Below are 20,455 nucleotides of genomic sequence, written 5' to 3'. Positions count from 1 at the left end.
GTTTTCTTTTGAGTAGAACTTCGGTGTCGGCACCGCCACACTCAATGGGCATGGCGAATTCAATCCGGCCCACCGTGTACAAGGTTCCGCTCGACTTGATCTTCTCGGGACCGTTCCCAGCAGCTTCCGCCCCGTGGTCCGAAGTCCCGCTCGTGAACCTCGAGCCGCACATGAGCGCCGTACGAGCCGTGCTTCAGCGCCGGGGGGGACTCGACGCCTACTGGGAGTACGCGCGGACCAGCGCCGGCCAGACTGGAAACGGCCCCGCGGACCGCCGTGTCTGGGAGGAGGAGGTGGCCCGGCGCATTCGTCGCTACGCGCGGGGTTGGATGCAGCCGCCCCCGACGGTCGGATGGTACGACCGCGACCGGCTCATCCTCGAGGACGGACACCTGCGCTGCTGCGTGTACAAAGTTCAGGGAAAGAGCTGGATCCGCGCGGGGTTGCGTCCCGACGCCGCCTCACGCTGGTCCGCCCGCCCAACGGAGCCGCTGATGCGCGCCGTGGCGCGGCAGAAGCGCAAGTCGTTCTACACTCCGATCGATCACGAGCTGTTCCGCCGCCGGAAGTCCAGCCGCAAAGGGACCGATCGCCTCGACCTCATTCGAGGATTCCTGGGCCCGATCCGCGGCCGACCCTCGGTCTTGGATGTCGGCTGCAACATCGGCTACTACTCCTTTCACCTGGCTCGGCAGGGCTTCGACGCGGTCGGAGTCGAAAGCGACGCGCAGCATTTCGAGGTCGCAGCGAGCTTGAGGCAGATGTATGGGCTCGATGTCGAGTTGTGGCAGGGACCGTTCGAGTCCTACCCCAGGACGCGCCGATTCGACGTGGTTCTCGGGCTGACCGTCTTCTGGCACTTCCTTCCCCCGAAACCTTCGCCCGATCTCCAGGGCCCCGCCCGCACTCTCGTCGAGCAGCTGGAGGCCCTCGTCGGACATGCCCTGATTTGGGAAAGCGGGTCGCGCGCCTCCGAGGAGATCGACCTCATTTGTCGCAACACGGGGCTTCGTCACTTTACCCTGCTCGGCGAGACCTCGGGGACAGGGGTAGAACGCAAATTCGGGGTTTTCACCCGAGTGCCCGTGAACGAAGCGGTCGCGCAGATGCGGCGGGCCGGCGGGGAAGGAACCGGCGGCCCGCGGGCGCAGATGCCTTCATCCTCGGCCGCTCCGGACGCTGTTTCCGCGCTTCCTACGCCGGCGTCCAGAGCGGACTAGGAGCTCGGGACGGGCCATGCGCCTCGTCTTTCGAGCCACCCGATCATGAGCCAATCCGGCCCATCCCTTGTGATCCGCGTCCCGGGCCGCGAGCATGAGCTCGTCCGCATCCAGGGGGAAGGCCCCTTCCCGCTCGGCCGCGCACCCGAGAACAGAATCGTCGTCAACGATTCCGCGGTTTCCCGGAGGCACGCGGAGATCGTCCTCCGGGAGGGAGACTACTGGATCCAGGATCTGAAGAGCAAAAACGGGACGAAGGTGAACGGGAGCCTGATCCAGGGGCTATCGCGGCTGAATCCGGGGGACCGGATCGAGATCGGCCCGTGCCAGATCCAGTTCGCCCCCGAGCCGGATCCGGGGACCTCCGCGCGCGTGGCCGACACGAAGGCGCCGGGCCTGGTTCAGGCCGTGCCTCTCGCGGATCTCGTGGGCGCCTCCCAAACCGGCACGAACATCAAGGCGATCGCGGCGACCGGCGCGTCACCGCAGCGCATGGCCCAGTTTTTCGAGGGCATGGAACGGTTGGGCCCGGCGCTCCTCGCGCACAAGCCGATGGCCGAGCTGTTTCAGTTCATCGTGGACCTGACCTCGGATGTTCTTCGCTCCGATCGGACCGTGCTGGTCCTGCGCGGAGAGGACGGCCAGGAGCTGATCCCCAAGGCCACCAAGCAGCGCGGCCGGACCGTGGGGCAGGAGATTCTCGTCAGCCGGAGCATCGCCCGCCGCGCGATCGACGACCGCACCGCGATTCTCACGAGCGACGCCCAAAGCGACGTACGCTTCAAAGAGCAGCAGAGCGTCATCCGCCAGAGGATCCACTCGGCGATGTGCGTTCCGCTCTGGCACGAGGACGACGTCCTCGGCGTCCTCTACGTCGACAACATCGCCGCGCCGATTCCGTTCGAGCACACGGATCTCCTCATCCTCACCCACATCGGCCACCTCGCGGCGGTGAAGATTCTCGAGACCAAATCGTTCGAGGCCCTGCAGCACAGGAAGCAGATGGAAGAGGAGCTGAAGCGAGCCGCGAACATCCAGCAGTCGCTCCTCCCGACGGAGCCGCTCCATCGTTCTCCCTACCGCGTCGCGGGGAAGAACATCCCTTCCTCGGACGTGGGGGGTGACTATTTCGATTTCATCGACAGCGGAGGCTCCTGGCTCACCGTCGGCCTGGGAGACGTGGCTGGCAAGGGGATGCCCGCGGCGCTCCTGATGACCAACCTTCACGCGAGCGTCCGCGCGCACGTCGAATCCGAGCGGGAGCTGCCGACCGTGATGACGCGGCTCAACCGCTCGATCCACCACGCCGTACGGGGAGAGCGTTTCATTACGCTCGTGCTGATCGCGATCGATTGCTCGAACGGGGAGATCTGCTACGTGAACGCGGGGCACAATCCCCCCTTCCTCGTCCGTGCTTCCGGAGAAACGGAGAAGCTATCGGTCGGAGGTCTCCTGCTGGGCATGTTCCCGGACGCGAGTTACGAGTCGGCCACCATGCGCATGGCTCCCGAGGACATCCTCGTGCTTTACAGCGACGGCGTGACCGAAGCGAGAGACGATTCGGGGGAGGAGTTCGGCGAGGATCGCCTTGCGTCGTTTCTGCAGAAGAACCGGACGCTCGCGCCGGAGCGGCTGGTCGAATCGCTGATCCGCGCTGTCCGTGAATTCTCGAGCGAAGGGAAACCCGGCGACGACGTCACGGTCGCGGTGATTCGCCGCGACTAACTCGACCGCGGCCGGCCGACGTCCACCGCGTGCTCCGCGTGGCGCTCGACCACCTTCGCCTGGAGGAGCGCCGAGCGATAGCTCCCACGCTGGAAGGACTGGCGCGCCTTCGCGAGGTACTCGCTCGCGAGCCGGACAAGGCGCACAGCTTCGACGTTGGGCTTCGGTCCCAGCTCCTTGTTGGCCTGCTCGAGCGCCGCTTGCGCCCCGCCGATGGCCTTCTCGGCCGTCTCGCGCGGAACCGGAAGGTCCTGGAGCTGCCGGAGAAGGGCGAGGACCCCCTCACGAACGTCAAGCGTTTGTTTGTAGGCCAGTCCGATCTCGCCGCCCTTGAAGGTCTTCCATGCCTCCTTCTGCTCGCTCCTCAACTCGTCGTGGCGATGCCAGGCGTCGCGGCCGGCGCCATTCCTCAGCACGTCCTTCGTCCGCTCCAGCGCGTCGTCGGTGCGCCTCATGATGTGCTCGACGTAGTCGGGATCCTCTCGTGGCGGACCCACCATGCGCGAAGCGCGGTCCGCGAAATCCCGCGCCGCGAGGGTCAGGCGCTCCGCGCGAGCGTACTGACGCACCTTGTAGGCGTCGCGTGAATCCGACTGGAAATCAATCGCCGAGGTAAACAGCTTCATGGCGCGGGCATTCTTGGAGATGAGGAACGAGCGCTGCGCCCGACCGACGAATCGATCGGTGCGTTCCAGCTCGGCGCTGACCCGATCCGATTCGGAAGGTCCATCGTGCGGAAGGACCACGCTCGGGGCGGCTCCGTTTGTCGGAGGCAGCCGGGAAGGCGTGGATCTCGCGACCGCGGGGGTCTTGGGCGCGCTCTTCAGGCCCTGAACCGCGACGGGGTGTGTCCCGCCCTTGGGGCGCGCCTTCACCCCCGGCCCGTTGGTGTTCGCCTTCGGTGGCTTGGCCGCGGATTCGGGCAGGCTTCCCGCGGCCGCCGGGATGATCGCGGCTTCGGGCGTTTTCCCCGGGGGGGCGGCCTCGGCATCCGTGTGCTCGACCTGCGGCGCATCCTTGGCCTGGGCACCGCCGCCGGCAGGTGCCGCGCCCGCCGAATCCTTGACAGCGGTTCCGGCAACGATGGAGTCCGGCGGAGCGCTTGGGGGCGGCGAAGGCGCGGGCGCTGAATGAGGAGCTTCGACGGCCGATCCCTTTTCCGCCGTCCCCGCCGCGGGAGGCGTCGTGGTGGCTACCTGGATCGAGTCCCCCGCCACGGCTGGCGGGGCAGCGGCCGCCGCTGGCGCGCCGAGCATGATCAAAACCATGAACGAGCAGACCGCCATAGGAAGCGCTCCCGCGCGGGCGGCGGGCACAGTCCGGCGGCTCATCGGCATGAATGAAGCACGGTCGGGGGGGACCATATCCCCCAATAGTTTCGCAACCTCTATGCCAGGCTTGAGCTTATGGGCTCGGCTTCGAGCGATTCAGAGAAGATTCGGCGGCTGATGGGGTTACAAATCCGCCCAAGGTGACGGGGGGTGGGACCCGGACAAGCTGCATGCCGGGATTGGCCCGCGCCGTACCCGGTACGTACGGTTCGGTATTACGTGGCGGATCCCCGGTGAGCTTCCGGCCGGGGCGGCCGAATTCAGTCCGCCGGCTCCGATTCGGCTCCCCCGATCGGAATCCCGTGACTCTCCATGCGCGAGTAAAGCGCCCGGCGCGAGATCCCCAGGAGCGACGCCGCTTTGGTCTTGTTGCCCTGAGCGCGCTCCAGCGCCTCCTTGATGAGGCGCTTCTCAATTTGATCGAGACTCAAGCCCAGAGAGAGGAGCTCGGCCGGATCCGCCGTGAGGCGTGTTTTCCCGATCGGGAAGTGCACACGCTCGATCCTTCCGGTGCCCGCAAGAATGCACGCGCGCTCGATCAGGTTTTGCAGCTCGCGGATATTTCCGGGAAACTCGTACGCCCGAAGATGCTCGAGCGCGTCGGGGGCGATTTCCTCCAGCGATCTTTCTTGCTGCTTCAGGAAAAACTCGACCAGCGCGGGAATGTCCTCGCGCCGGTCCCGCAGCGGCATCAGGCGGATCGGGAAGACATTCAGCCGGTAGTAGAGATCCTCCCGGAATCTTCCCATATGAATCATCTCCTCGAGATTCCGGTTGGTCGCCGCGATCACACGCACGTCGGCGCGGCGCATTTCCTCACCGCCGACCCGCACGTAGGTTCTATCCTGCAAAACACGGAGCAGCTTCACCTGAATGCTCTGCGGTACCTCGCCGATCTCGTCCAGGAAGACGGTGCCCCCTTCGGCGAACTCGAAGCGGCCCGGCTTGGTCCGAATCGCCCCCGTGAACGCGCCCCGCTCATGGCCGAAGAGCTCCGATTCCAGGAGGGTCTCCGGGAGAGCGCCGCAATTCACCGGCACAAAGGGAGCGTCCGAGCGCTTGCTCGCCGCGTGGATCGCCTGGGCGAAGACCTCCTTCCCCGTTCCGCTCTCCCCCAGCAGCAGGACGTTTGCATCGGTGCGCGCGACCCGCTCCGCCAAGCTCAGGGCGTCCTGCATCGCCCGGCTCTGCCCCACGATCATGTCGAATTGGTGGAGGCTGATCTGCTCTTTCAGGGTCTCGATGCGTCCCTTGAGGACGGTGGATTCCTGCTTGAGCCGCCTCCGCTCGAGCACCTGCCCCACGCGGGTCACGAGCTCCTCGGGATCGAAATCCTTGAGAATGTAATCGGCGGCTCCGTCTCTCATGAGACGCACCGCCTCTCTCGTGTCCCCGAAGGCCGTCATGAGGATCACGTCCGGCTGATACTCCTGCGCGCGCGCTTCCTGGAATACGACCGTCCCCGAGGCGCCCGGCATGCGCATGTCGGAGATCACGAGATCGAAGGGATGGGACTTGATCTCGTGGACCGCGGCGTCTCCGCCGAGCGCGACGACCACCTCGTACCCCGCTTCGCTCAGCGCGTTTTCCAGAATCCGGCAGAGATTCTTGTTGTCTTCGGCAATCAGGATCCGGTCAGGCATCTCTCAGGTCTCGATCGGAAGAATGATCCGGAATTGGGCGCCGCCGCTAGGTGACGCGCCGACGGAAATCGTCCCGCCGTGCTCGAGCACGATCCGCTCCACAAAGGCCAGGCCGAGGCCGGTCCCCTCGGCCCGCGTGGTGAAGAACGGCTCGAAGATCCTCGAGCGGATGGTCCGAGGAACTCCGGGGCCGCTGTCCTGAAAGTATATCCGCAGTTCGGACTTTCGTGCTTGAACCAGGATCGTGAGCTCCCCTCCCTCGGGCATCGCGTCCCGCGCGTTGAGCGCGAGATTCAGGAAGAGATGGTGCATGGCCTGCGGCCGCCCTCGGATGCAAACCCCATCCTCGGCTTCCCAGCGCACCGCCGAGCGGACGCCGCACCGCGAGAGCTCCACGTTGATGATCTCCATCGAACGCTCGAGAACCGGGCGCAGGACGAAGATCGTGGCTTCGGTGTCGGGGCGGCGGGAGAGATCGAGAAAGTTCTGGACGACGTTCCCCATGCGGTGAACTTCCTCCTCGAGCATGGCGAGGAGCTCTTTCCGCTCCCCGGCGGAAAGATGCTCCAGCTTCTGCAACCGCGACGAAGCGCCGCGAAGCACGGCCAGAGGATTGCGGATCTCGTGAGCCACTCCGGCCGCGACCTGCCCGACGGTGGCGAGGAGGTCCGCGTGGTTCATCCGCTCCTCGACCCGGGCCAGCCGCGCTTGCGTCCGCACGTAGCCCAGCCCGACGAGCACGACCAGGATCGATGCGAGAAACGCGGCCCCGTAGAGAGACGCCTTCACCTGCTCGAGCGGGCGGAAGGCGCTGGACCCCCCCTCGACCACCACCGCGCCCACGATGCGTCCATCGTACTGGATCACCGGGGCGTAGCCGGCCTTGAGATAGGTGTCCCCTTCCTCGAAGAGCCGGGAGTGGGCCGCTTCCCCGATCATCGCGCGCGCGAACGCGGCTTCGTCGAGGGTGGCCCGGCTCACGTTGCTCGACGTGGATTGCCGCAACGCGAGCACGACCTGATGATCGGGGTCGAGCAGAATGATGTTCGAGGCTCCCGCCCCGCCGGCGAGCCGACGCCACTGGTCCCGCACGGTCTCCGCCGCCTCGACCGAGTCCATCGCCACGTCGAAATCGGCCCGCAGGGAGTCGGCGCCCACGGGAAAGAGCGCGTCGAGCTGGTCCGACCGGATCAGCAGGGCGGCTGTATGGGCGGTCGCCTCGAAACGCTTCCCCAGCTCTTCATCCAGAAAATGGTGGGCCGTCTGGATCGCGTAAATCACAGTCCCGTTGACGAGCACGAGGAGCGCCCCGAGGAACAGCAGGGTCCACAGGAGGCGAGATGGTTTGATGGGAGGCAAATTGACCATGGGCGCGCTTATGCGCTTCAGCAAGGGTAGCGACCGGCGGTGCGCAATGTCAACGCGCGGGCCGGAAGCTGTGCTAGGGTGCGCGCTTCCATGCGGACGAGCGTCATGCCGTTTGTCTTCGGGCTTCTGGCCGGCGCCCTGGGCGGGCTCATGGGCGTCGGGGGTGGGATTCTGCTCGTCCCGCTCCTCGTCCACCTCGTTCACGTGGAGCAGCACGAGGCCCAGGGGACCTCGCTCGCGTTCATTACGGTGACCGCGCTGGTCGCCGCCATCCCTTACTTCCTTCAGGGAAATCTCGATTTCGCCCTCGCGCTCTACCTCGCCGTGGGAGCGGTCCCCGGCGTGCTGGCGGGAGCCGCGCTCGCCCGGAAGCTGACCGCGCGAAAGCTGCGTCAGGCGTTCGGCATCCTGATCCTCGCCACGGCGGTCCGGATCCTGGTCGCGGCGCCGTCGCACGCGGACGCGCACCGCGTCTGGGCCCCTCCCTGGAACATCCTGCTCGGCGCCGTCGTTGGAGCCCTGGGCGGCCTGCTCGGGGTCGGAGGCGGCACGATCCTCGTCCCGATCCTGGTGCTCGGTCAGCGCATCCCCCAACACGTCGCGCAGGGGGTCTCGCTGCTCATGATCCTTCCGACCGGGATCGTCGGGGCTCTGAGCCACGCCCGTCACGGCCACGTCGTCCGGGCACTCCTGCCTGGGTTGATGGCGGGGGGAGCCGCGGGCGCCCTGCTCGGCGCGCTCCTCGCGCATCGCATCGAGGCCTCGTTCCTATCGAGGCTCTTCGCGCTCTTCCTCGTGCCGGTCTCCGCCCAGATGATTTTCGGCCGACGGCGTGATAACGTCCCGTGTCCATCCGAACGCTCAGGAGGATCGCTGCAATGAGCTCCCGATTTACGCGTAGCTTACTGGTCCTGGGGCTGGCCCTGCCCGCCCTCGCGGCCACGCCGTCACCGGCTCCCCCTTCCTCGCGGGCCAAGGACCCGCTGGCCCCGGGCGCCGTCTCGGGCAACCCCGCCGAGAGGGCGTTCGCCGCGCTCGCCGCCGACTACCTGCGAGGGTTCTTTGCGTTCGAGCCCTCGTTCGCGACAACCTCGGGCCTGCACCGGTACGACTCGCTCCTGGAGGACCGCTCGCGGGCCGCCATCGACGGGGAGACAGCCCGGACCCGCCGCGTGCTCGCCGGGCTGAAGCGGATCGACGCCGGAGGGTTGAGCGACTCCACGCGGATCGACTACGACCTCTTCAGCCGCCAGGTCGAAGGGCATCTCTTCGATCTCACCGAGATCCGCCGTTGGGAGAACGATCCGAGCACGTATAACTACGCGGGGGGCATCTTCTCCCTTGTCGCCCGCAGCTTCGCGCCCCCCGAGGCGCGGCTCCGCTCGGTGATCGCGCGACTCCGGCAGGTGCCGCGCCTTCTCGAGAGCGGGAAACAGAACATCAAGAATCCGCCCGCCCTGTTCGCGCAGTTCGCCGGCGAGGATTTCGAGGGCTCGATCGAATTTCTCGAGCGTGAAGTGCCGGTCGCATTTACCGCCGTCAAGGACTCCGCATTGCTCAAGGCCTACGAGGAGGCGAAGTCGGCGGCGGAGGCGGCGACCCGGGATTACATCAAGTGGATGCGGGAGGATCTCACCCCGCGCGCCCAGGGCTCGTACGTCCTGGGCGAGGAGCGCTATCGCAAGAAGCTCCACTACGACGAGATGGTCGACCTGCCGCTCGATACCCTGCTCGAGGTGGGCGAGCGGGAGCTCGATCGCCTCGAGGCTCGCTACGCGGCCGCGGCCAAGCGGGTGAACCCGAACGTCGGCCTGGACGAGCTGATCGAGTCGATGCGGCGGGACCACCCTTCCGCGGACAGTCTCATTCCCTACGCGACGAGCCTCCTCGAGGATATCCGTTCGTTCTGCATCACCTCCAAGTTCATCGATGTTCCCTCGGAGGTGCGCTGTATCGTGCGGCCGACCCCTTCCTTCGCGGCGGAGCGGTCGTTCGCGAGCCTCGACGCGCCCGGGCCGTTCGAGAAGAGGGCGAGTGAGGCCTATTACAACATCACCCTTCCGAACCGGACCTGGGATTCCGCGCGCGTGGAGCAGCATCTTCAGGGCTACAGCCGATGGACGCTTCCCTCGGTGTCCATTCATGAGTCCTACCCCGGACACTACGTCCACTTCCTCTATGCCAAACGGGCGCCGAGCCTGGTGCGGCGGACCATGGGCTGCGGGAGCTTCGCGGAAGGCTGGGGGCTCTACGTGGAACAGGCGCTCGTGGATCACGGGTACAAGAAGGACGACCCGAGGATCGAGTTCGGAATGCTGCGATGGGCTCTGGTGCGCGCGTGCCGCTTCCAGGTGGGAATCCGCGTCCACACGCGCGGGATGACCATGGACGAGGCGATCGCTCTGTTCATGCAGCACGCGCACATGGAGGAGGCCAACGCGGAGCGCGAGGCCTACCGCGCCGCCTTCGACCCGACCTACATCGTCTACACGCTCGGCGCGCTCCAGATCCGCAAGCTGCGTGACGACGTCGCGCGCGCGGAAGGGCCGGGCTTCGATTTGGCCAGGTTCCATGCGCGCATCCTCTCGCAGGGGGCTCTTCCGGTCGCGCTCCTGAGGCGAATCCTGCTCCGCGACAGCGGCCCGACGCTGTAGGCCCAGGCGGGGATCCCGGCGCGTGCGGCGGCTTCTCCTCGGCCTGTTCCACGCTTCGGAGGCGTGGACCATTCCGGACGAAGAGGTCGAGCGGTTGCGCCGCGACTTCCCCGATCTCGAGATCGCGCGCGCAGGCTCGAAGGAAGAGCTGGGAGACGCGGTCTCCGGAGCCGAGATCGTCTTTTCGTGGGCTCCCGGTGAAGCCACGGTGGCGCGGGCCCGGCGGCTGCGTTGGCTTCACGCCCCCGCCGCGGGGGTCGGCGCCTACCTCACGCCGAGCGTCACCCAGGGGAACATCATCCTCACCAATTCGCGCGGGGTCCATGCGATTCCCATCGCGGAGCACACGCTCGGGGTCCTCGTCGCGCTCGCGCGCCGGTTCCGGACAGCCATCGCGGATCAGATCACGACCGGCCTGGATCGCGACCGCTGGTTTGCGGGCGCGGGACGACCGCACGAGCTCCACGGGCGGACGCTCGGACTTTTCGGCTACGGCGCGATCGGGCGCGAGATCGCGCGCCGCGCGCTCGCGTTCGGCATGCGCGTCCTCGCCGTTCGCCGGCATCCGGAACGCCCCCCCGCCTGGGAGCCGTCTCTGCTCTCGGCCCTCGGCCTGCCAGGAGAAGAACCGCGCGTCGATGCCGTGATGGGTCCCCAAGATCTGGGCCGCATGCTCGAGGCGTCCGACGCCGTTGTCATCGCGGCCGCGCTCACCCCCGAGACGCAGGGTCTGTTCGACGCGGCCGCGTTCGGGAGGATGAAGCGGGGAGCCTGGTTCGTGAACGTCGCGCGAGGAAAGATCGTGCGCGAGCGGGATCTGGAGGAGGCGCTTCGGAAGGGTTGGATTGGGGGAGCGGCGCTCGACGTCTTCGAGACGGAGCCCTTGCCGCGCGAGAGCGGACTCTATACGCTCGACAACGTGATCCTGACGCCTCACGTTTCGGGCAACTCGACGGGCTTCTGGCCGCGCGCCATGGCGCTCTTCCGTGAAAACCTGCGCCGCGACGCGGCCGGGCTTCCTCTCCTGAACCGGGTCGATGCGCAACGGGGGTATTGAGCGCATGTCGAAACCGCTCATCGGAATCTGCCCCAACCTGAGATCCACCGAGCCCTTCGGCGACGCCTACTTCCTCTATTCCCGCTACGCCTCGTTGATTTCGCAGAGCGGCGCCTTGCCGGTGATTCTTCCACTCGTCGGGAACCGGGAGGAGGCGCGCGAGCTACTGGAGCGGGTGGAGGGCCTCGTGTTGACCGGCGGCGCCGACATCGATCCGAAGCATTACGGCCAGGCCGCCCGCCACCCCGACCGACTCGCTCCCCGGGAGCGGACGACCTCTGATTTCGCCTACGTGCGCGAGGCGAAAGACCGGGGCATGGCGGCATTGGGGATTTGTCTCGGCGCGCAGACGTTGAACGTCGCGTTCGGCGGGTCGCTGTTGCAACACATACCCGAAGACGTGCCGGGAGCCCTCGAGCATGAGGACGAGCCGGAGGGCGTTTCCCCGGACCATCCGATCCGGATCGAGCCGGGGACGATTCTCGCGCGGGCGCTCGGCGTGGATTCCGCGACGGTGAATTCCTACCACCACCAGGGGATCGGTGAAGTCGCGGCCGGATTCCGCGTCGCGGCGCGAAGCCCGGACGGGATCATCGAGGCGATCGAGCGGACCGATCATCCTTTCTTCATCGGCGTGCACTGGCACCCCGAGCGGATGCCCGAATCGGAGATGACGCGAAGGCTTCTCCGCGCCTTCGTCGACGCCACGCGCGGCGCCTGGGCCAAGGCTACCTAGGTCGGGCGCCTACCAGCCGTATTTGTTCCTGATCGCCCGAATCTGGTCGATGTGGTTCAGGTCGTGGCCGGCGATCAGCTCGAGCGTCCTTTGCACGGTCTCCTTACCCCGCTCGCTGTGCATGCCGTAACGCTTCCAGGAACGACGCGGCACGCGCAGGACCGCATCGAGATTCCCCTCGCGTAGAATCCGTATCTGTTCGAGCAGCCGCTTCGCCTTGCTCCGGCGGTGGCGAAGCTCGTCCGCCCAGCGCGCCTGGTCGTAGCCCAGAATGTCCGAGCCGGGCTGGGAAAGCGAAAGCCGATACCGATAGCCGTATACGACCTCCGTGTCGTGGAGATGCCCGAGGATCTCGATGATGCTCCACTTGCCCCGCGAGGGCCGCCGTCGCATTTGAGCCGCGCTCAGCCCGGCGACGGCCCGCGCGAATTTGGCGGGCGCGGTCTTCATCAGACCTATCGGATTGCGGCCCGCACGGTAGGCGTCGATCTTTCTCACATAGGCGCGAACCTCCGGCGTGATCGCGATGCGGCGCGATCGGGTCCGGCGCGCGCTTGGGAATCGTTTCACAAGGTTCTCCCTCTTTTGGTAGGATGCGGTTCTCGATTCGTCGAACTGTCATCCTACTGGATTGACCTGCGGCATTTCCAGGAGCCGTTCACCGATGAAGGTCGGCATCCCGAAGGAGATCGGACCGGGCGAACGTCGCGTCGCCCTCACGCCCGATTCGGTCCGCCGAATCAAGACCGCCGGCTACGACGTCCACGTCGAGGCGGGGGCGGGGGCGGGCGCCTTCATTCCCGACGCCAAATTTCAGGAGGCGGGCGCGGGCATTGCCACGAACACGGCGGACCTCTGGTCCCGTTCGGAGATCGTCCTCAAGATCCAGCCGCCGCTTCCGAACCCCTCGCTGCACCTTCACGAAGCGGATCTCCTCGCGGAAGGCTCCACCCTCATTTGCATGCTCCGTCCGTTGAGCCACATCGATACGGTGCGGATGCTCGCCAAGCGACGCGTGACCAGCTTCAGCATGGATATGATGCCGCGCACCACGCGCGCGCAGCCGATGGACGCGCTTTCCTCGATGAGCACCCTGGCGGGCTACAAGGCGGTCCTCATCGCGGGCGACACGCTGCCGCGACTCTTTCCCATGCTTGTGACCGCGGCCGGAACGGTCGCCCCCTCGCGCGTTCTCATCGTGGGGGCCGGAGTCGCGGGTCTCCAAGCGATCGCGACGGCGCGGAGGCTGGGCGCCGTCGTCGAGGCCTACGATGTCCGGCCCGCCGTGAAGGAGGAGGTGGAGAGCCTGGGGGCGACCTTCGTGGGACCCCGGCTCGAAGCGAGCGAGGCGCAGGACGAGCAGGGCTACGCCAAGCCGCTCTCCGCCGAAGCGCAGCGCAAAGGGATGGAGCTTCTCGGGGAGCGAATTGCCCACGCCGATGTCATCATCACGACCGCCCGCGTTCCGGGGATGCCGGCGCCGCGGCTCATCTCGACCGATCAAGTCGCGAGGATGAAGCCGGGATCGGTCGTTGTGGACCTGGCGGCGGACATGGGCGGAAACTGCGAGCTGACTCAACCAGGGGAAACCGTCGTGCGCCACGACGTGACGATCCACGGCCCGGTGCGGCTCGCGAGCACGGTGCCGGTGCACGCGACGCAGATGTATTCCAAGAACATCACGAGCTTCCTCCTCCATATCACGAAGGATGGAACCCTCACCCCCGATTGGTCGGACGACATCACCAAGGGGACCTGCGTGACCCGCGACGGGCAGATCGTTCATCCGGCGACGCGGGCGCGGGCGGAAGGGACGCTCGCGGCGGCCGGGTCTCCGGCGAGGAGCCCGCAGTGATCGAGGCGCTGCTCAACGACCTCACCATCTTCATCCTCGCCATCTTCATCGGCTATGAAATCATCTCCAAGGTGCCCGTGATCCTTCACACCCCGCTCATGTCGGGCACGAACGCGATCCACGGAATCGTTCTCGTGGGAGCCATGCTGGTCGCGGGAGCGCCCCAAGGGCCGCTCGTGACCGTCCTGGGCTTTCTCGCGGTCGTCCTCGGAACGATCAACGTGGTCGGAGGGTTCCTCGTCACCGACCGGATGCTCCGGATGTTCTCGGCCAAGACCCCGGGCGGACGCTGACGTGTCCCTCCCGCATCTTCCGCCGAACGCCATACGCGTCGTCTACCTGATCGCCTCCGTCCTGTTCATCATCGGGATCAAGCAGCTCAGCTCCCCGAAATCGGCGCGGAACGGAAACCTCCTCGCCTCCATCGGAATGCTCCTCGCCATCGTGGCGACCCTGCTGGACCGCCAGATTCTGAGCTACGGGACGATCTTCGCCGGAATCGTTCTCGGCGGCTTGATCGGCACGATCGCCGCAGCCCGGGTTGCGATGACGGCGATGCCGCAGATGGTGGCGCTCTTCAATGGATCGGGAGGGGGCGCCGCGGCGATCGTCTCGAGCCTCGAGTATCTCCGTTTCGCGCGGGCGGGGCTTTCGGTTCCGCCCGTAAGCGGCGTCACGATTCTCCTGGGCGCCCTAATCGGCGCCATCTCATTCACCGGCAGCATCGTCGCCTTCGGGAAGCTCCAGGGTCTCGTGACCGAACGCGCGGTGACCTATCCGCTTCAGAAGCCCCTCAATTTCGTACTCTTCCTCGGTATCCTCGCCGTCTCGGTCTGGCTTGCCGTGACGGGCCGGCCGGACCCGATGGTCTATGCATGGTTCGCCGCGGCGGCGCTCCTGTTCGGCGTGCTGTTCGTCATTCCGATCGGCGGCGGAGACATGCCGGTCGTCATCTCGCTCTTGAACTCCTTCACGGGACTCGCGACCGCGGCCACGGGCTTTTCGCTCCACAACCACGTCCTCATCATCAGCGGGACGCTCGTCGGCGCCTCGGGCACCCTCCTTACCTACCTCATGTGCAAGGCCATGAACCGTCCGATCACGAACGTGCTCTTCGGCGCGTTCGGTGCCGGGGGGAAAGGGGCGGGGCCGGCCGCCGCGCGCGCGGGCGCCGCGGCGGGCAAGGCTGTGCGCGAGGTTTCGGTGGAAGACGCGGCGACCATGCTCGCGTACGCGCGATCGGTCATCGTGATCCCGGGCTATGGCCTCGCGGTCGCACAGGCGCAGCACAGCGTCCGCGAGCTCGCGGATATCCTGAAATCGCGCGGTGTCGACGTGAAATACGCGATCCATCCGGTCGCGGGGCGCATGCCGGGGCACATGAACGTGCTCCTCGCGGAGGCGAACGTGCCTTACCCGGAGCTCTACGACCTCGAAGCGATCAATCCCGAGTTCGAGCGCGCGGACGTGGCGCTGATCATCGGCGCCAACGACGTCGTGAACCCCGCGGCACGGAACGATCCTTCGAGCCCGATCTATGGGATGCCGATCCTGGACGCGGACAAGGCGAAGCACATCATTATCCTGAAACGGAGCTTGAAGCCCGGCTTCGCGGGAATCGAGAACGAGCTTTTCTACAACCCAAACGCGATGATGCTTTTCGGGGACGCCAAGGATTCCGTCGCGAGGCTGGTTCACGCGGTCAAGACGGCGTAACGGTCCTGCGGCGGGTCGCCTACCTCAGCGCAGCTCCGCGTGCGCGAAGATCATCACCGAGGCGGGGTCCTTTCCGTAGGTGTCCCGGAGTGTCGACGGCACCCGGACCGCGCTGACCAGCGCACCCAGCCCGGTCGCCACGCTCGCGCTCTTCCAGAAATCGAAGCGATAGCCGGCGCTCGCCTTTCCGACCTGGAAGACGCGCCCGGCGCGCGGGTCCCCCTCCGGAAAGAGCTCGTCTTTCTCGACGCGCTCGATCCGGGCGAAGAGCATGTGTTTCTCTCTCAGCTGAGCCGCGACCTCCCCGTCAAGCGCGTCGAGAATCGCGCCGGGGCGATTGCGATTTCGTCCCCATCCGACGGTCGACTCCAGGTGCCCCGATCTCCATTCCCGGGCGTAGATCACGGAGGCGGTCGTGCGGTCCGTATCGAGGTCCGGCTCGAGCTGCTCGGGGCTCTTCAGCCGCCCGTAGCTCACCTGGAGCGCCCAGGCGGGCGCGGGATTCAGAGAGACGCGAAACGAGTGCGAGTCGAGCTTTGGGGATTCGATGCCGAAGCGGTTCTGGTCGGGCTCTCGCCCGCGAAACGCCGATGCCTCGAGCTTCAGTCCGCCCAAGACGGCTCCCGCCGTAAGGACCCCGAACGTGATGTGCGACGAGTCGAGCCAGTGGTGGGTGATCGGAGCCTCGGGAAAGGCCGCGCCCGAGAAGCGATGCATGAACGCGGGCGGACCCAGCGCAGGCTCGCCGGGCAACCCGCCGTAGAGGAACAGGGAGCGGTTTCCGCTCGCGACGCTATAGGACGTCGCCAGCTCCATGAAGAGGTCATGCGGATGCTGGCGGTCGATGAGCGGCGTGAGGCCGTTCGCGGTCTCGCCGGTTTGGAGCAGCAGCGGATAGCCGCCCTTCCCGATCGTCGCCGGCTCGGCGGACATCATGGCGCGCAATCCGAGCGTGCCGAGCCCGAGAGCACGCCGCGCCATGCCCATCACCATGTTGCCGCTGAACACCTTCTCGTCCCCTCGTTTTCCTCCCTGATGATCGAAGACGAGGTCGCCCGCTCCGTGGAGCATCAGCATCCACGGTCCCCTCATCGTGTGGATCCCGCGATGCCGGGCCAGGTCGGGCTGCCATGCGGTCCCGGAGGCTTCGCGCGTCATCGGATAAGGACCGTACATTCCCTTCATCGTCATCTCGTGGTGGTGATGATGCGCCATGGAATCGGCGGGCGCGGCGGTGTGATGATGCGTCTGGGCCAGCGCCGGATGAGGGAATGCGAGGCCGACGGCCGCCGCGAGGCAGACCCACCATCGAGCGCGGTCAATCATCGGTGCCCCCCTTGTGGTGCGCCTCGTGCTCGTGTGCCTCGTGGGATCCCTGAGACCGCAGCCACTGGACGTACGTCCAGAGCGCTTCCACGTCGCCCAACTCGAGCCGTCTCGCATACGCGGGCATGTGAAGCACCGCCCGGCGCAGAAAGAACTGCGCGAGCGGATCGCGCTCGAAGCGCCGGCTGACCCCCCGCTCGACCCACTCTCGAAACTCGGTGCTGTCGCGCACCAGATCTGGAAAGTCCTGACCGTCCCACGAAGGGACATAGCCCTTGAGGGACCCCTTGTTGGGCTTCGCAAGACGGCCACCTGCGCCGTGGCAACCCACGCAGCCGAGCGCGCCCGCGCGCTCGAGGCCACGGGCGCTCAGCGAATCCTCGGGACTCGGCATGCCCGACATTGCCATCACGTACGCGACCAGGTCGTGCATTCGTTCTTCCGTCATGCGGCCCTTGAACGCGGGCATCTTGAGGGTGCCGCTGTCTCGCTCGGCGCGCCACGTCTGGCTCACCGCGCGCTTCGCGTTGACGCCGTTGTGGATCCACTCGTGAATTTCCTCGGGGGAATGGGCGTACATCATGACGTCCCCCTCAAAACTGGGCACCGTGCGCTCCGTGCGCCCAGGATTCGCGACGCCGCGAATCCCATCGGGACCGTGGCAAGCAAAGCACCCGGTACTCTCGGCCAGCCTTCGCCCGCGTTCGGCTGGAGGCAGGTGCGGTCGGAACACGAAGATATAGGCCGCTCCCCCGAGCACCACCGCTGCGACCAGAGCAGCCAGGATCCACTTCATGACACCCTCCCTCGCAGCGCGCGACGTCCGCCGCTCACAGGTTCTCGCGCTTCAGCCGGAGCGCATTCCCTATGACCGAAATCGAGCTGAAGAGGGAGATCTCCTTTCTGCTTGAATGAACACTGGGAATCCAAATCACATCTTCGAGGTCGGCTCCGCCAAGGTTCCAGCCGGATGTCGGTACCAGCCTGGGTCGTTAAAAGACGTAATGCCATCCCGGATCTTCACAATGGTGAACATTCCTCCCATATCGATGCGGCCGAAAGGTCCTTCCCCGCTGCGCATCGGAATGCTGTTGCGGGGCGCGCCCATCTCCATCATCCCGCCCATGCCGTTCTGGCCCATGATCATCGTCCCCGGCACCACTTGGTTGACCTTCTCCTCGAGGCCTGCCGTCTTCACGGCCAGCATATTCGGGATGCCGTGGCCCATCTGGTTCATCACGTGGTGCGTGATGTGACAGTGGAGTGCCCAGTCGCCGGGATGTTCCGCGGCGAACTCGATATCGCGCGTCGTCCCGACCGGTACCATGACCGTCGCCTCCGGCAGCTGGGCCGATCGCGGCGTCGGGCCACCGTCCGTACCCGTCACACGGAAGCTATGGCCGTGGAGGTGGATCGGGTGGGCGTCCATGCTGCTCAGATTCCCAAGCCGGATGCGAACGCGCTGACCTCGACGAACCACGAGCGGCTCGGTGCCGGGGAAGACGCGACTATTGAACGTCAGGAGGTTGAAGTCGGACATCACCGTCGGGTCGGGCGTGGCCGAACCGGGCTTCACGAACCATTCGGAAAGCATGATCGCAAAATCACGGTCGACGGGCGGATCTTTGGCCTCCCGCGGATGGATGACGAAGAACCCCATCATCCCCATCGCCATCTGCACCATCTCGTCGAAATGCGGATGGTACATCTGGGTGCCATGCTGTCGCAGCGTGAACTCGTATTTGAACGTCTCGCCCGGCTGGATGGGCTTCTGGTTGAGACCGGCGACCCCGTCCATCCCGTTCGGTAAGATCATCCCGTGCCAGTGCACGGATGTGGGCTCAGGGAGTTTGTTCGTCACGTAGATTCGGACGCGGTCGCCTTCCACTGCCTCGATCGTGGGGCCGGGCGTCTGGCCGTTGTATCCCCAGCAGTTGACAGCGAGTCCCGGAGCGAACTCGCGCTTGACCGGTTCAGCGACGAGGTGAAACGCCTTCGCACCGTTCTCCCATTTCCACGGGAGACTGGTGCCGTTCGGTGTGATGACGGGGGCATAGCTCCCTCTTCTCGAAGCCGGAGCTGCCGGGGCAGCCTGACCGGAGCTGGCACCCGATTGAGCCGTGCCTTCGGTGGGGGCAGCGCCCAGCAGGCGGGCGATCCCCATGAGGCCCGCGCCCCCGAACGCAACCGATGCGGTCTTGAGCAGGTTTCGACGTGTGATCACCAATCGCACCTCATTTCCCGTCGGCGCCCGGAATGGAAGCGCCGAGTGCGCGATCCAGCTCCGTCCGGGCCAGCCAATATTCGCGTTGGGCTTCGATGTACTCGCGTTGCGCGCTGATTTCACGCTGCTTCGCCTGGATGAGCTGGTTCACGCCAACGAGCATCCCGTTGAACTGGAGCTGCGTCTGTTCCACGATGCGGGTGCGGCGGGGCAGGATAACGTCATGGTAGTACTCCACCACTTGGCGCGCTGCACTGAAGCGATCGCGTGCGGCGCGCACCTGGGATCGGATGCTGATCGCGAGTGCGTCGCGTCGGTCCTCGGCCTGTTGGATCTGCGCCTTCGCGCGCGCCACCGCTGCCTGCCCGCGATCGAACAATGGAAAAGCAAGCTCGACGGCCGGTCCGGTGGTCCGGGTCCCCTCCGGCTCACGCTCGAAGTGCGCGCCCGCGCGAAGCTCCGGGAACTGCGAGAACCGGGCGAGCGGAACCGACCGCGCCAGCGCCTGGATTTCCGCCTCCGCCGCCGCCAGATCGAGGCGCTGGAGTACGGCCGCACTCTCGACGGAGTCGAGCGGCGCCTCTTCGGCCGGCAGACCCGGAAGCTCGCTGGCAACTACCCACGCGGTCCGCTCGCCCCAGACGCCCATCGCCCGGTTGAGGCGTTCCCGCGCGATGAGCGCTTCGGTCCGACTCCGCGCGAGCTCGACCTTGGCCTGCTCGTAGACGGCCTGCTCGTTCTCGAGGTCAAGATCCGTTATATTCCCGACGGCGTGCTGCCGCTGAGCCAGATCGGCGCCCGCCTGCGCCGCCTCGACCGCCCTCTCCCACAACCCTTGAACCTGGTTCCCGGCCTGCACGCCGTAGAAGGCGGACCGGGTCTCCGCCACGAGCGCCGTCGCCGCGTCCGCGGCTCGCAACGTGGATTGACGCAGGGCGCTGCTGGAGGCGCGTCGACGAGCCGGCGTGAGCAAGAGCGAGGTGAGATCCTGCATGACGATGATCTCCCCCGGACGGCGTCCGCCGCCGCCGAAGCGGATCTCGCCCTCGAGCTGAGGATTCTTCGGCAGTAGAGCCTGACGGTAGTCCGCTTGCGTGATACCGACCTCGCCGAAAGCCGCTCGCAGTTCGCGGCTGTTCAAGAGCGCAACCCGCACGGCCCGGTCTGCAGTCAAAGAGTCTCGGAGGAGTGCTTGGGCCTCGGCCCGGTCGTTCAACGGCCATCCCACCGTCACGCCCGTCCGTTCGCGAACAAGCTCCGTGAGGGAGGGTCGGGAGGTGTCGTTCGCCAGCGCGCGGAGCGGCACACCGGCCAGGAGAGCCGCGACAACGAGGCACGTTGTTGCGCGCATCATTGCCTCTCCTTCTTCCGCACCAACGTCATTCCACATTTCGGACACTTCGATGGGATGCTGTCGGTTACCTCTGGGTGCATAGGACAGGCATAGAGAGCGGCTTGCTGCGTAGATCGGAGCGTCTGCGTCGACTTCGGCGCCGGCCCGCCCTGCTTCTTTTCACCGCCACCGGATCCATGCTCGGGGCGGCTCGGGGACTTGAGGTGCTGTGGCGTGGTGGGGGTGGTCTTACTGCCCGCGGGCCGC

General features: G+C 66.4%; 18 protein-coding genes. 9 read left to right on the top strand and 9 right to left on the bottom strand.

Annotated elements, in window-relative coordinates; translation table 11 throughout:
• Positions 1-23: 23 nt before the first annotated feature.
• On the top strand, positions 24-1,220 hold the full coding sequence (locus tag E6K76_00865; GenBank protein ID TMQ60577.1) for a DUF1698 domain-containing protein: 1,197 nt from the start codon (positions 24-26) through the stop codon (positions 1,218-1,220).
• 45 nt (positions 1,221-1,265) lie between these two features.
• Positions 1,266-2,945 carry an FHA domain-containing protein gene (locus tag E6K76_00860; protein ID TMQ60576.1) on the top strand — a complete coding sequence of 560 codons (1,680 nt, stop codon included), beginning with the start codon at positions 1,266-1,268 and terminating at the stop codon, positions 2,943-2,945.
• Here E6K76_00860 and E6K76_00855 read toward each other — a convergent pair.
• The 3 genes from E6K76_00855 to E6K76_00845 form a co-directional block, all read right to left on the bottom strand.
• Positions 2,942-4,231 (bottom strand): hypothetical protein, encoded by a 1,290-nt coding sequence (locus tag E6K76_00855; protein ID TMQ60575.1) that lies wholly within the window; start codon positions 4,229-4,231, stop codon positions 2,942-2,944. The genes E6K76_00860 and E6K76_00855 overlap by 4 nt on opposite strands.
• Before the next feature lie 305 nt (positions 4,232-4,536).
• Complete coding sequence (locus E6K76_00850; protein ID TMQ60574.1) at positions 4,537-5,919, bottom strand: sigma-54-dependent Fis family transcriptional regulator; 1,383 nt, start codon at positions 5,917-5,919, stop codon at positions 4,537-4,539.
• A gap of 3 nt (positions 5,920-5,922) precedes the next feature.
• Positions 5,923-7,287, bottom strand: a complete 1,365-nt coding sequence (locus E6K76_00845; GenBank protein ID TMQ60573.1) for a HAMP domain-containing histidine kinase — start codon at positions 7,285-7,287, stop codon at positions 5,923-5,925.
• 90 nt (positions 7,288-7,377) lie between these two features.
• Between E6K76_00845 and E6K76_00840 the strand changes: the two genes are divergently transcribed.
• Genes E6K76_00840 through E6K76_00825 form a run of 4 tightly spaced genes read left to right on the top strand, consistent with a single transcriptional unit; the run spans position 7,378 to position 11,734 of the window.
• The gene (locus E6K76_00840; protein ID TMQ60572.1) at positions 7,378-8,169 is read left to right on the top strand and encodes a sulfite exporter TauE/SafE family protein; all 792 of its coding nucleotides are present in this window, start codon (positions 7,378-7,380) and stop codon (positions 8,167-8,169) included.
• Positions 8,166-9,941, top strand: a complete 1,776-nt coding sequence (locus E6K76_00835) for a DUF885 domain-containing protein (protein ID TMQ60571.1) — start codon at positions 8,166-8,168, stop codon at positions 9,939-9,941. Before E6K76_00840 ends, E6K76_00835 begins: the two co-directional genes overlap by 4 nt.
• Before the next feature lie 22 nt (positions 9,942-9,963).
• Entirely contained in the window at positions 9,964-10,998 is a 1,035-nt protein-coding gene (locus tag E6K76_00830; protein TMQ60570.1) for a D-2-hydroxyacid dehydrogenase, read from the top strand.
• Positions 10,979-11,734, top strand: a complete 756-nt coding sequence (locus tag E6K76_00825) for a gamma-glutamyl-gamma-aminobutyrate hydrolase family protein (protein ID TMQ60569.1) — start codon at positions 10,979-10,981, stop codon at positions 11,732-11,734. Before E6K76_00830 ends, E6K76_00825 begins: the two co-directional genes overlap by 20 nt.
• A gap of 9 nt (positions 11,735-11,743) precedes the next feature.
• On the opposite strand, the gene E6K76_00820 is transcribed toward E6K76_00825, so the two are convergent.
• Positions 11,744-12,304 (bottom strand): DinB family protein, encoded by a 561-nt coding sequence (locus tag E6K76_00820; protein ID TMQ60568.1) that lies wholly within the window; start codon positions 12,302-12,304, stop codon positions 11,744-11,746.
• A gap of 94 nt (positions 12,305-12,398) precedes the next feature.
• Here E6K76_00820 and E6K76_00815 point away from each other — a divergent pair, with 94 nt between their 5' ends.
• From E6K76_00815 to E6K76_00805, 3 genes are read left to right on the top strand one after another with little or no spacing between them, the layout of a single operon-like run.
• On the top strand, positions 12,399-13,589 hold the full coding sequence (locus tag E6K76_00815; protein ID TMQ60567.1) for a Re/Si-specific NAD(P)(+) transhydrogenase subunit alpha: 1,191 nt from the start codon (positions 12,399-12,401) through the stop codon (positions 13,587-13,589).
• The gene (locus tag E6K76_00810; protein ID TMQ60566.1) at positions 13,586-13,882 is read left to right on the top strand and encodes an NAD(P) transhydrogenase subunit alpha; all 297 of its coding nucleotides are present in this window, start codon (positions 13,586-13,588) and stop codon (positions 13,880-13,882) included. Before E6K76_00815 ends, E6K76_00810 begins: the two co-directional genes overlap by 4 nt.
• Before the next feature lies 1 nt (position 13,883).
• Positions 13,884-15,305, top strand: a complete 1,422-nt coding sequence (locus E6K76_00805) for an NAD(P)(+) transhydrogenase (Re/Si-specific) subunit beta (protein ID TMQ60565.1) — start codon at positions 13,884-13,886, stop codon at positions 15,303-15,305.
• Between the two features lie 24 nt (positions 15,306-15,329).
• Here the strand turns inward: E6K76_00805 and E6K76_00800 are convergent, their stop codons facing one another.
• The 5 genes from E6K76_00800 to E6K76_00780 all read right to left on the bottom strand — a co-directional run.
• Positions 15,330-16,631, bottom strand: coding sequence for a hypothetical protein (locus E6K76_00800; protein TMQ60564.1), 1,302 nt, complete (start codon positions 16,629-16,631; stop codon positions 15,330-15,332).
• Positions 16,624-17,427, bottom strand: coding sequence for a c-type cytochrome (locus E6K76_00795; GenBank protein TMQ60563.1), 804 nt, complete (start codon positions 17,425-17,427; stop codon positions 16,624-16,626). The genes E6K76_00800 and E6K76_00795 overlap by 8 nt, the downstream gene beginning before the upstream one ends.
• 135 nt (positions 17,428-17,562) lie before the next feature.
• Positions 17,563-18,795, bottom strand: coding sequence for a copper oxidase (locus E6K76_00790; GenBank protein ID TMQ60562.1), 1,233 nt, complete (start codon positions 18,793-18,795; stop codon positions 17,563-17,565).
• A gap of 70 nt (positions 18,796-18,865) precedes the next feature.
• Positions 18,866-20,245 (bottom strand): TolC family protein, encoded by a 1,380-nt coding sequence (locus tag E6K76_00785; protein ID TMQ60561.1) that lies wholly within the window; start codon positions 20,243-20,245, stop codon positions 18,866-18,868.
• The coding region (locus tag E6K76_00780) for a hypothetical protein (GenBank protein TMQ60560.1) at positions 20,206-20,455 on the bottom strand (250 nt) is incomplete at its 5' end. The genes E6K76_00780 and E6K76_00785, both read right to left, overlap by 40 nt.

The organism is Candidatus Eisenbacteria bacterium (assembly GCA_005893275.1).
Taxonomy (GTDB): Bacteria; Eisenbacteria; RBG-16-71-46; order SZUA-252; family SZUA-252; genus WS-7.
The sequence above is the reverse complement of the archived record's forward strand: the minus strand, read 5'-3'. Positions and strand labels throughout refer to the sequence as shown.

Excerpts from the sequence above, each read along its gene's own strand:
- E6K76_00790 (TMQ60562.1), bottom strand. The coding sequence starts at position 18,795 with ATGGGGATCGCCCGCCTGCTGGGCGCTGCCCCCACCGAAGGCACGGCT.
- E6K76_00840 (TMQ60572.1), top strand. The coding sequence starts at position 7,378 with ATGCGGACGAGCGTCATGCCGTTTGTCTTCGGGCTTCTGGCCGGCGCC.
- E6K76_00860 (TMQ60576.1), top strand. The coding sequence starts at position 1,266 with ATGAGCCAATCCGGCCCATCCCTTGTGATCCGCGTCCCGGGCCGCGAG.
- E6K76_00855 (TMQ60575.1), bottom strand. The coding sequence starts at position 4,231 with ATGGCGGTCTGCTCGTTCATGGTTTTGATCATGCTCGGCGCGCCAGCG.
- E6K76_00850 (TMQ60574.1), bottom strand. The coding sequence starts at position 5,919 with ATGCCTGACCGGATCCTGATTGCCGAAGACAACAAGAATCTCTGCCGG.
- E6K76_00795 (TMQ60563.1), bottom strand. The coding sequence starts at position 17,427 with ATGAAGTGGATCCTGGCTGCTCTGGTCGCAGCGGTGGTGCTCGGGGGA.
- E6K76_00785 (TMQ60561.1), bottom strand. The coding sequence starts at position 20,245 with ATGTGGAATGACGTTGGTGCGGAAGAAGGAGAGGCAATGATGCGCGCA.
- E6K76_00845 (TMQ60573.1), bottom strand. The coding sequence starts at position 7,287 with ATGGTCAATTTGCCTCCCATCAAACCATCTCGCCTCCTGTGGACCCTG.
- E6K76_00825 (TMQ60569.1), top strand. The coding sequence starts at position 10,979 with ATGCGCAACGGGGGTATTGAGCGCATGTCGAAACCGCTCATCGGAATC.
- E6K76_00815 (TMQ60567.1), top strand. The coding sequence starts at position 12,399 with ATGAAGGTCGGCATCCCGAAGGAGATCGGACCGGGCGAACGTCGCGTC.
- E6K76_00800 (TMQ60564.1), bottom strand. The coding sequence starts at position 16,631 with ATGATTGACCGCGCTCGATGGTGGGTCTGCCTCGCGGCGGCCGTCGGC.
- E6K76_00835 (TMQ60571.1), top strand. The coding sequence starts at position 8,166 with ATGAGCTCCCGATTTACGCGTAGCTTACTGGTCCTGGGGCTGGCCCTG.